This window comes from Paenirhizobium cremeum, from assembly GCF_022884085.1.
Lineage (GTDB): Bacteria > Pseudomonadota > Alphaproteobacteria > Rhizobiales > Rhizobiaceae > Allorhizobium > Allorhizobium cremeum.
Map to the genome: position 1 here is coordinate 1 of NZ_JAGGCS010000004.1, position 11786 is coordinate 11786.

The following is an 11786-nucleotide window of genomic DNA, read 5'->3' on the forward strand; positions in this document are numbered from 1 at the left end:
ATCATCCCCACAAACACACTCAGAACCATACAAAAGAGGAGGTCCTCAACGTCGTCCTCTTTGGCATCCGCCACCGACCCGCCATCTTTCCGTCCCGCCAATTCCATATTTGGATGTTCTAGAGACACGCGCAGGCGCGTCTGCACCTGCTTTGCCCCCCGATTTGACGGATAGCGGCGAAATATGCAGATGTAGCCCGCAAATGGACAAACGGGACCTCGCCCCTTGAACGGACGGATGCCGACCGCATGACGACGGACCGCAACATGCTGCGATCGCTGGGCAGCGAACCGCCCATCCTGGCCGATGGACATCGTGCCCCGGATCGACGCGAAATCTCCCTGCGCTGGCTCTCCGGCACATTCCTGACCGGTATTACCTCCTGTATCCTGATGGGGGTCGCCCTCTTTGCCGCGCTCGACGGGCGTCAGCAGCTTGCAATTCCGGCGGAAGCCTTCGCGGTAACCGGTGGCAGCGACGCCCAGGCGGAAGCGGTGACGCGCGGCGCCCGCCTTTTCGGACCGAAGATCGCCGCGCGCCCGGTCGACAAGGCGATCATCGAGGTATCGACGGTCATCAATGACGGCGAACGCGAGGTCGTTCGCCGGCAACCCTTCGCCCATGTGAAGATGGGGCTCGCGGCCGACTATCAGGTGCAGGAGAACTACCCCCCTTTCGATCCGCTGGCGATTTTCGCGACAAACGAAAAATCGGCGGCCCCTGCCAGCCGGACCGGCACTCTCTATGGCTCGGATGTGGATTCGGAGGTGAGCCTCAAGACGGTCCCGTTCCCCGCCGGATCGAGCACCTATCCCTTCGCGGGTGAAATGTCCTTCGATGAGGTCGAGGAAAATGTGCGCTCGAACGGTTCGGTGCTGACGGACGGATCGAGCCAGGTGGCCGCACTCTACTATATCGACCCGAGACGCTTCGACGCTGACGAAGATGACGCGATGGACATTGCTTCAGGGCTGACGGCGCGCGTCGTGGAACAGAACATGTCGGTTGCCGCGCCCGAAATGCTGACACCGGAAACGCCGGAATATGCCGATGACGTCCTGCCGGTGCGCCGCAGCCAGGGTATCGACGCCGTGATGACCTCTGCCGGCTATCCGAAGTCGAAGGCCGAGGATGTCGCCCGGGTGCTCGCACCTTTTGCGGGCTCGACGGATCTTCTCGAGGGAGATGTACTGCGCATCGGCATCATTCAGCGCGGCGAGGAAGCCCGCGTCGTACGTATCAGCCTGTATCGCCAGGGCGGGCACATCGTGACGCTTGCCGTCAACGATGCCGGCCGCCTGGTCCGAGGCGAGGAGCCACCCAAACTCGACGCGGTCGCAACTGCCTTCGATGAACAGGCGCCGGTCGCGCTGACCGGCCGCGATCTGCCGCGGGTCTATGACGGTATCTACCGTGCCGCGCTCTCCTACGGCATGAGTCGTGACATGACCGCGCTGATTATTCGCCTGCTCGCCGCGAACGTCGATTTCCAGGCACAGCTGAAACCGACCGACACCATGGAAGCCTGTTTCTCGGTGGAGGACGACAGCGGCCGTGCGACCGACGAGAGCGAACTTCTCTACGTCCGCGCGCGCTTCGGGGATACGGTCACCTCATTTTACCGCTTCCAGAACCCGGACGACAATTCCGTCGACTACTACGACGAGAGCGGCAAGAGCATCCGGCAGTTCCTGTTGCGCAACCCGGTCCCGAACGGGCGCCTGACATCGGGTTTCGGCATGCGCCGGCATCCTATCCTCGGCTATTCGCGCATGCACACAGGTACTGACTGGGCCGCTCCCCGCGGCACACCGATCATCGCGTCCGGCAATGGCGTGGTTGAAAAGGCCGGATGGGCATCCGGTTACGGCAACCAGACGATCATCCGCCACGCCAACGGATATGAATCCTCCTACAACCACCAGAGCGCCATCGCCAAGGGCATAACTCCCGGCGCCAAGGTCACACAGGGGCAGGTCATCGGCTGGGTGGGGTCGACCGGATCGTCCACCGGTTCGCACCTGCATTACGAACTGATCGTCAATGGCACCAAGGTCGATGCGATGAAGGTCCGTCTGCCCGGCGGCAAGTCGCTGGAGGGCGAGGCGCTTGCCCGCTTCCAGGACGAACGCAAACGCATCGACACCATGCTCGTCCAGGGCGGCAAGCCGGCCGAAGTCGCAAGCAACTGATCTTCTCTCCCTCCGAAACGCCTGCGGCGAACCACTCGACCGGCAGGATTGCATGCGAGCATAAACGAAAATGGCGGCCGACAGGCCGCCATCGTCAGGTCATGCATCGCTCAGGAATTCAGGCCGCTTCGCTGACCTTTCCCGTAGTAGAGAACAGCAGGCGGTCGGACCCGGCGGCGACCTTGACGGTGGAACCGTCGGCAATCGTGCCCGAAAGGATCTGTTCGGCCATCGGATCCTGGACGAACTTCTGGATCACGCGCTTTAACGGGCGTGCGCCATAGACCGGGTCATAGCCCTTTTCCGCCAGCCACTCGCGTGCATCCGGCTGCAGGTCGATTGTGATCTTCCGCTCAGCCAGAAGCGAGGTCAGGCGCTTCAGCTGGATATCGACGATCGCACCCATTTCGCTCCGGCGCAGCCGGTGGAACAGGATGATTTCATCGACGCGATTGAGGAATTCCGGCCGGAAGGACGCCTTCACCACATTCATGACCTGATCGCGAACCGCTTCGCTGTCCTGGTCGTCTCGCAGACCGGTCAGATATTCCGCGCCGAGGTTCGAGGTCATGATGATGATCGTGTTCTTGAAGTCCACGGTGCGACCCTGGCCATCGGTCAGTCGGCCGTCATCAAGCACCTGCAGGAGCACATTGAAGACGTCCGGATGGGCCTTCTCGATCTCGTCGAACAGGACAACCTGATAGGGCTTGCGACGAACCGATTCCGTCAGCGCGCCGCCCTCTTCGTATCCGACATAGCCCGGAGGCGCCCCGATCAGACGGGCCACGGAGTGTTTCTCCATGTATTCCGACATATCGATCCGAACCATCGCGGTCTCATCGTCGAACAAGAAGCGTGCAAGCGACTTGGTCAGTTCGGTCTTGCCCACGCCCGTGGGGCCGAGGAAGATGAACGAGCCGATCGGCCGGTTAGGATCCTGCAGTCCGGCGCGAGAGCGGCGGACCGCCCTTGAAACCGCCTGAACCGCGTCCCCCTGCCCGACGACCGACTTGGCCAGTTCGTCCTCCATCCTGAGCAGCTTTTCGCGCTCGCCTTCCAGCATCTTGTCGACCGGAATGCCGGTCCAGCGGGAAACGACATGCGCGATACCGTCGGGCGTTACGACTTCCTGAACCATGGAGGACGCGTTGCTATCGCTTGCTTCCGCCTCGGCCAACTCCTTTTCGAGCTTCGGGATCTCGCCATAGGCAAGCTCGCCGGCGCGCTGGAACTCACCCTTGCGCTGTGCAATCGCCAGTTCGTTTCGCGCTTCGTCGAGCCGCTTCTTCAGATCGGCCGCCAGCCCGAGCTTCTGCTTTTCAGACTGCCAGCGGGCCGTCAGCGCATCTGCCTGCTCTTCCAGCGAGGCCAGTTCCGTTTCCAGCCGCTTCAGCCGATCAGCGGAGGCCGGATCGGTTTCCTTTTTCAACGCCTCCCGCTCGATCTTGAGCTGGATGATACGGCGATCGAGTTCATCCAGTTCCTCCGGCTTCGAGTCGACCTGCATCCTGAGCCGCGATGCGGCCTCGTCCATCAGGTCGATGGCCTTATCCGGCAGGAAACGGTCGGTGATATAGCGGTTCGACAGGGTTGCAGCAGCAACGATCGCCGAGTCGGAAATCCGCACCTTGTGGTGCTGCTCGTATTTCTCCTTCAGCCCGCGCAGGATCGAGATCGTGTCCTCGACCGTCGGTTCGTCGACCATGACGGGCTGGAAGCGCCGAGCCAAGGCAGGGTCTTTCTCGACATGCTTGCGGTACTCGTCGAGCGTGGTCGCACCGACGCAATGCAGTTCGCCACGCGCCAGCGCGGGCTTCAACAGGTTGGAGGCATCCATCGCCCCATCGGCCTTACCGGCACCGACCAGCGTATGCATCTCGTCGATGAACAGGATGACATTGCCGTTCTCCGCCTGAATTTCGTTGAGAACGGCTTTCAGTCGTTCTTCGAACTCACCGCGATACTTGGCGCCGGCGATCAGTGCGCCCATGTCGAGCGCCATCAGTTGCTTATCCTTCAGGCTTTCCGGCACGTCGCCATTGACGATACGCAATGCCAGCCCCTCGGCGATCGCCGTCTTGCCGACGCCCGGTTCACCGATCAGGACGGGATTGTTCTTGGTGCGACGCGACAAGACCTGGATCGTCCGACGAATTTCGTCGTCGCGACCGATGACCGGGTCGAGTTTGCCTTCCCGGGCTTCTGCCGTCAGGTCGCGCGCATATTTCTTCAAGGCGTCGAAGCCCTGCTCGGCATTCGCCGTATCAGCAGTGCGGCCCTTGCGCACTTCGTTGATGACCTGATTGAGCCCCTGCGCGGTCACGCCCGCCTTTTTCAGAGTAGCGGAGGTCGAGGCCGAGGATTCGATTGCCAGGGCCAGAAGCAGCCGCTCGACGGTAACGAAACTGTCGCCGGCCTTCTTTGCGGCGTCTTCGGCCGTCGAGAAAACCTTCGCCAGAGGCTGAGATAGGTAAACTTGGCCATTGCCGCCCGAAACCTTCGGCAGTTTGGCGAGTGCGGCGTCATTGGCAACACATGCCTCCTTGGGATCGCCGCCGGCGCGCGCGATCAGCGAGGACGCCATGCCTTGATCGTCATCGAGCAGGACCTTCAGGACATGCTCGGGGGCAAATTGCTGATGCCCCTCGGAAAGCGCATGGGTTTGCGCCGACTGCAAGAACCCGCGAACGCGCTCGGAATATTTTTCGATGTTCATAACCGGTCTCCATTTTCCGCCCTGCCCGGAAAGGCACAGAACGGCGATTGAGGATAGCCCCCTTGAAGGCGGGCTGTGGGGACGCTGAATGATCCCCTTCGAGCGAGATATGGTAAGCGGTTTTTGCCGTTTAAAGAGGCATTTAAACGAAAAAACTCCGGTCGATGACCGGAGTTTCACAATCGTCAAAACTACAGAACCGGACCTTCCGGTCGTTACTCCGAAGCCGCTTCCGCAAGCACCGGCGCTGATTCTGTCGACGCGGCGCCGTCTGCGCCTTCGGAAGTTTCCCCTGCAGCGTTAGCGCGGCGCGGCTGGCGGCGCGGACGGTTCGAAGCGTTACGCCGGCGCGGCTGGCGCTCACCTGCTCCCTCTGCACCGCTCTCCTCGACGACAGCGGCAACTTCGGCCGGCATCTCCTCGATGACCGGCTGCGGACCGCTTCCGGCGATTTCAACAGGCCGCTGCTGTTGCGGCTGAACCTGAGGCTGATGCTGCGGCTGGGAAACGGCCATGGGCTCGTCCATGCCGTCCATATCGTCAGCGAAATCGCTACGATCGTCCCGATCGTCGCGCTGGAACCGTTCCTGCATTTGGGCCTGGGCCGCAGCGATGATCCGATTGTAGTGTTCTGCATGCTGCAGGTAGTTTTCGGCCATGACCCGATCGCCGGCGCCTTGGGCATCGCGTGCGAGAGCGGCATATTTCTCGGCGATGTGCTGGGCCGTACCGCGGATCTTCACGTCCGGACCCGAGCTGTCATAGGTCCTTGTCAGGGGATTGGCGCCCTTACGGTTGAAATTGTTTCCACCGCCTCCGCCGCCGTTGTTACGCCCCCGACCACGCTTGTTCTGCTGTCCTGGCCTCATCGATGATTCACCTGAATTCTTCTGTTGTGCTGATAAAAGGCAACGCTTCTGGTTCTGGTTGGACCGGACCAAGGCTGCGCCTGCCGCGGGCATACTGCGCCATCGCTTCTTGCCGCTGGTGAAAGTCAAGTTTACTGAGTTACGCACCGGGATTGCTCGCCCCGCGAAGCTCTGTGACGAGCGAAAATCGAAGCAGACCCAGACCCGAACGAATCTTCGTTCATTCCCCGCTGCCCGTTGCGTGCCCGCAAACTATTACGCTTCATTCCGAAAACCAAGCCTTTTCTTTCAAAAGGCAAAATATCCTTAGCACACGCAGCAAAATCGTCACGTCTACCTTGGATAGAACAACAGAACACGGTCGTTGCCACCATAGTCCTGTCGTGCGTCGAGAAGGAAAAAACCTTTTGCCTCAAATATTTGGATGACCGATTGCTTCTGATCGTAACCGATTTCCAGCCCCACTATGCCTCCTTCCGCAAGATGCGACGCCGCGTTTTCCGCGATCGCGCGATAGGCGAAAAGGCCATCCTGGCCGCCGTCGAGCGCCCTTGCAGGATCGAATTTCCTGACTTCGGGCTCAAGCGCTTCGACCACTTTTGTGGGTATATAAGGCGGATTTGACACGATGATGTCGAAGGATTGTCCCTCGATCTTCTCGAACCAGGCGCTTTCCCGCGCCTCAAATCTCTCGCCGACATCGTTGAGATAGGCATTGTTTGCGGCGATTGTAAGGGCGCCAGCGGAAATATCTGTCCCGATTGCGCGAGCGGTCTCGCATTCCTTCAAAAGCGCAAGCGCAATTGCGCCGCTGCCGGTGCCCAGATCGAGTATGCTTGCTGCGCCCTTGGCTGCGGCAATTCGCCTCAGGTGCGGCAGCACGGCATCGACCAGTATTTCGGTATCCGGACGCGGCTCCAGCGTCTCGGGTGAAAGCTTGAGGGTGAGCCCGTAAAAATCCCGTTCGCCAAGAATGCGATGCACCGGTTCACGCGCTTCACGCCGGCCGATCGCAGAACGGATGATTGCCGCATGCGCGGCATCCACCGACTGATTGGCTGCGAGCACGAGAGCGGTCGCCGAAAGCCTCAGCAACCCACTCACCAGCACACGTGCGTCGGTCGCCGGATCGGAAAGACCCGCTTGCGAGAACCGTTTTCTTGCCTCGGCAATCAAACCGCCAACGGTATCCGCACCCGCACTTTCGGTCTTTCCGTTCACGGGGCGTCGCCGAGTTGGGCAAGCTGGCCTGCCTGGTAATCGGCGATCAGGGCATCGACCATTTCGTCGATTTCGCCCTCCATCATGCGGTCGAGCTTGTAGAGCGTCAGGTTGATGCGGTGATCCGTCACCCGCCCCTGAGGGAAGTTATAGGTGCGGATGCGTTCGGAACGATCGCCGGAACCAACCTGGCTCTTGCGATCGGCCGAGCGTTCGCTATCCGCCTTTTGCCGCTCCATATCGTAAAGCCGCGAGCGCAGAACCTGCAGCGCCTTGGCCCTGTTCTGGTGCTGTGACTTCTCCGAAGAAGTGACGACGAGGCCCGTCGGCAGATGCGTGATCCGGACCGCGGAATCCGTCGTGTTGACGTGCTGGCCGCCGGCCCCGGAAGACCGCATCGTGTCGATACGGATGTCCTCCGGGCGGATTTCGATGTCGATTTCCTCCGCCTCGGGCAGCACGGCAACCGTCGCCGCGGACGTATGAATCCGCCCGCTTGCCTCGGTCTCGGGCACACGCTGGACCCTGTGCACACCGGATTCGAACTTGAGCTTCGAAAAGACGCCACGCCCGGTAATCGTGGCAATAATTTCCTTGTAGCCGCCGGCTTCCCCTTCGCTGGCGGAGAGAACCTCGACCTTCCATCCTTTGGAACCCGCAAAACGCTCGTACATACGGAAGAGATCACCGGCAAAAAGAGCCGCCTCCGAACCGCCCGTGCCGGCGCGGATTTCCAGAATGGCGCTCTTCTCGTCTGCCGCATCCCTCGGCAGGAGCAGGATTTGAATGTCCTTCTCCAGCGCTTCGATACGTTCTTCGACCTCCGGCAGTTCCATTTCGGCCAGATCGCGCATGTCGCGTTCGGTGCCCTTGTCCGACAGCATCGTCTTCAGCCCCGCCACTTCGGCAAGGGCGCTCTCATAGTCACGGATCTTTCGGACCACCGGCTGCAATTCCGCATATTCCGAGGCAAGCTTCACATAGACGTCCGCGGCCGGCCCTGCGGACATGCGTGCCTCTATCTCGCCGAAACGGCGTTCGAGTTCGCGCATTTTCTCGACAGGAAGCTTCGCCACCCTTCGTCACTCCACATTTATCGTTCAAAAAGGAATATTGTTATCCGCTGCAAATTTTGCGAGCAGATCGCGCATCGGCTGATTCGAATGATGGTCGTCGAGAGCGGTTTCGAGCAGCTCCGCCAGCTTGGACACATCAAGCCCGAGCAACATCGCCTTGATCGGGCCGATCGCCGTCGGCGACATCGAAATCGACCGGAAGCCGATCCCGAGCAGCGCCATCGCCGAGAGCGGCTTGCCCGCCATCTCGCCACACAGGGTCACCGGCGTCTGGTAGCGTTCGCCCGCCCGCACGATATCCCGGAGAATCCTGAGGAACGGCCGGCCGAGCACATCGAAACGATCGGATACCCGGGCATTGCCGCGATCGACAGCCATCGAGAACTGGAACAGGTCGTTCGACCCGACGGAAACGAAGTCGACCTCCTCCATCAACTCGTCGAGCTGCCACATCAGTGCCGGAACCTCCAGCATCGCTCCGAACTGCAGCTTCTTGGGCAACGTATGGCCGAATTTGGAGAGGTGCTGCACCTCTTTCTGCATCAGTTCGCGCACCGCCCGGATTTCCGCTACCTCGGTCACCATCGGCAGCATCATCTTGAGTTCGGCGCCTGCCGCAGCCTTGAGCAGCGCCCGCAACTGGGTGCGCAGGAGGCCGGGCCGGTCGAGCGACAGACGGATCGCCCGCCAGCCCAGCGCCGGGTTTTCCTCCTCGTGGCCACGGAAATAGGAAACCACCTTGTCGCCGCCGATATCGAGCGTACGAAAGGTCACCGGCCGGCCGGCAGCCTGTTTCAGGACGCTGCGGTAGAAGCTCTCCTGCTCCTCCCCCTTCGGCATGGTGGAAGCGATCATGAACTGAAGTTCGGTTCGGAAAAGACCGATGCCCTCGGCGCCGGAATCGACAAGCTGCGGCAGATCGACCAGAAGTCCCGCGTTCATCTGCAGCTTGATCCGCTTGCCGTCCTTGGTGACGGGTTCGACATCCCGCAACGCGCGGAACTGCTCCTGCCGCTTGGCACGCAGCCTGACCTTCTCCTCATAGGCCTTCTGCAGGTCGGCCATGGGGCGCACATGCACCTTGCCGTCATCACCGTCGATGATGACCGGATCGCCGTTTTCGGCAAGCGCCACGGCGCCCGCCGCCTGGCCCACCACCGCGATGCCCATGGCGCGAGCCACGATGACCACATGGCTCGTGACCGCGCCCTCTTCCAAGACCAGCCCCCGCAGATTGGCGCGCGGGTAATCCAGCAGTTCCGCAGCCCCCATGGCGCGCGCGAAGATGATCGCGTCCGCCGGGAATCCGTCAGCCACAGTGCGGGGAGAAAAGCCGGTCAACTGACGCAGCAGCCGGTTCGCCAGATCGTCGAAATCGTGCATGCGCTCGCGCAGATAAGGGTCCGTCAGGCGGATCATCCGCGCCTTGGTATCGCTCTGCACCTTCTCGACGGCCGCCTCGGCCGTCAGGCCGTTGTGGATCGCTTCCTCCATGCGGCGCACCCAGCCCTGGTCATGCGCGAACATGCGATAGGTTTCGAGCACCTCGCGATGCTCGCCCTCCATGGAAACCTCGCGGCGAGACAGCATGTCGTCGATGGAAATCCGAAGCGAACCGATCGCATCGGCAAGACGGCGGATTTCCTTCTCGCTGTCTTCGTTGAGGAGATTGGTGACGACGATGCGCGGCTCGTGCAGCACGACATAACCGAGACCGATGCCTTCCGAATAGCTGTCGCCATCGATCGTGACAGCGCGCGTCAGATCGAGTTCGAGACCCGGACGGGTGATCTTTTTCAGTTCGCCGGTCGCAATCATCTCGGCCAGCACCATTGCGGTGGTTTCGAGCGCTTCAAGCTCGTCCTCCCGATAGTTGCGTTGCGCCTTGTTCTGAACGACGAGAACGCCCAAACTGCGGCCGGCGCGAAGAATCGGTACACCGAGGAAGGAGTGATAGATTTCCTCGCCCGTCTCCGGCAGGTATCGGAAAGCGGGATGCGCCTGGGCGTCGGAGAGGTTGAGCGGCTGCGCCGAAGCGGCAATCGTGCCGACAAGACCCTGGCCCATCTTGAGCTGGGCCAAGTGAACGGCCTGCTTGTTGAGGCCTTCGGTTGCGTAGAGTTCCAGAACCCCGTCCGCTCTGAGCACGTAGACCGAACATACTTCCGCGACCATATTGCTCGCGATCTGGCGAACGATCTGGTCAAGCCGCTCCTGCGGCTCAAGCGGTTCCGCCATCAGTTCGCGCAACCGCTTGAGGAGGACGCGTGGACCCGCGGAAAGGTCTCTCATCGCCGGCATACTCCCGAATACATCGTTGGTCGGGCGGTCTCGCCGCCCGCGGGATAAGACCGGCGAGGATGGCGAATTCCGCTTTATGGAATCAATTCTTATCGAGGCCGTAGCAGGAATGCAAAGTCCGAACTGCGAGTTCGGCATAAGGACCATCGATCAGGATCGAAATCTTGATTTCGGAGGTAGTGATGGCCTTGATGTTGATGCCCTTTTCGGCGAGTGCGCGGAAGGCCGTTGCAGCAACGCCGGCATGGCTGCGCATACCGATGCCGATCACCGAAACCTTGACCAGACCCTTTTCGCTCTGGGCAACGTCGAAGCCGATCTTCTCCTTGTTTTCGGAGAGAACGGCAAGCGCCTTGTCCACATCGCCGGAGGGTACGGTAAAGGTCATGTCGGTCTTCGAACCGTCCTCGGAGATATTCTGGACGATCATGTCGACGTTGATATGCGCCTCGGCCAGCGGTCCGAAGATGGCTGCGGAAACGCCCGGTCGATCGGAGAGCCGACGCAGCGAGATCTGCGCTTCATCCTTGGCGTAGGCAATACCGGTGACGACTTCCTGTTCCACGATCTCATCCTCATCGCAAATCAATGTGCCGGGCGGATTCAAAAGATCGCCCATGCCCGGCGCATCGGGATCTTCGAAGCTCGAGCGCACAAATGTGCGCACCTTGTGGACCATCGCAAGCTCGACCGAGCGCACCTGCAGGACCTTTGCACCAAGCGAGGCCATTTCGAGCATTTCCTCGAACGCCACCTTCTTCAGGCGGCGCGCCTTCGGCTCGATGCGGGGGTCTGTCGTGTAGACGCCATCCACATCGGTGTAGATGTCGCAACGGTCCGCCTTGACGGCCGCCGCAATCGCCACAGCCGAGGTATCGGAACCGCCACGGCCGAGGGTCGCGATGCGATTGTCCGGACCGATGCCCTGGAAGCCGGCGATCACGGCAACCTGACCTTCGCCCATTCGCCGGATGATCTCGGACCCGTCTATCTCTTGGATGCGTGCGGCGCCATGGGCATTGTCGGTCTTGATGGCGATCTGCCAACCCTGCCAGGAACGTGCATTGATATCCATGGACTGCAGCGCGATCGCCAGCAGACCTGCCGTGACCTGCTCGCCCGAGGCGACCACGGCATCGTATTCACGCGCATCATAGAAGGGGGAGTTCGCACCGGTGACTTTCGGCATGTTCTGCACCCAGTCGACGAGTTCATTGGTCTTGCCGGACATGGCCGAGACGACGACCGCCACCTCGTGGCCGGCATCGACCTCGCGTTTGACATGTCGGGCAACGTTATAGATGCGTTCGAGATTGGCGACGGATGTTCCGCCGAATTTCATCACGATGCGTGCCATTGCCTTGACCGTATGCCCTTGCCATGCGCCGGAAGTCCGGCAAAAGATGTT

At 61.0% G+C, this 11786-nt stretch carries 7 protein-coding genes; 1 reads left to right on the plus strand and 6 read right to left on the minus strand.

The features are described 5' to 3' along the window. The first annotated feature begins 248 nt into the window (after positions 1-248). Positions 249-2192: a M23 family metallopeptidase gene (locus J5N58_RS08585; RefSeq protein ID WP_113443053.1), complete on the plus strand. Its 1944-nt coding sequence runs from the start codon at positions 249-251 to the stop codon at positions 2190-2192. Positions 2193-2310: 118 nt separating this feature from the next. On the opposite strand, the gene clpB is transcribed toward J5N58_RS08585, so the two are convergent. From clpB to J5N58_RS08615, 6 genes are all read right to left on the minus strand, one after another. After that, positions 2311-4911, minus strand: coding sequence for an ATP-dependent chaperone ClpB (gene clpB / locus J5N58_RS08590; RefSeq protein ID WP_244710490.1), 2601 nt, complete (start codon positions 4909-4911; stop codon positions 2311-2313). Between the two features lie 215 nt (positions 4912-5126). Beyond that, entirely contained in the window at positions 5127-5780 is a 654-nt protein-coding gene (locus J5N58_RS08595; RefSeq protein WP_113443055.1) for a DUF4167 domain-containing protein, read from the minus strand. A gap of 333 nt (positions 5781-6113) precedes the next feature. Beyond that, positions 6114-7001 (minus strand): peptide chain release factor N(5)-glutamine methyltransferase, encoded by an 888-nt coding sequence (gene prmC / locus J5N58_RS08600; RefSeq protein WP_244710492.1) that lies wholly within the window; start codon positions 6999-7001, stop codon positions 6114-6116. Next, positions 6998-8077: a peptide chain release factor 1 gene (prfA, locus tag J5N58_RS08605; RefSeq protein WP_112830310.1), complete on the minus strand. Its 1080-nt coding sequence runs from the start codon at positions 8075-8077 to the stop codon at positions 6998-7000. The genes prmC and prfA overlap by 4 nt, the downstream gene beginning before the upstream one ends. Positions 8078-8101: 24 nt before the next feature. After that, positions 8102-10369, minus strand: a complete 2268-nt coding sequence (ptsP, locus tag J5N58_RS08610) for a phosphoenolpyruvate--protein phosphotransferase (protein ID WP_244710494.1) — start codon at positions 10367-10369, stop codon at positions 8102-8104. 91 nt (positions 10370-10460) lie between these two features. Next, positions 10461-11735 (minus strand): aspartate kinase, encoded by a 1275-nt coding sequence (locus J5N58_RS08615; RefSeq protein WP_113443059.1) that lies wholly within the window; start codon positions 11733-11735, stop codon positions 10461-10463. Positions 11736-11786: the final 51 nt, after the last annotated feature.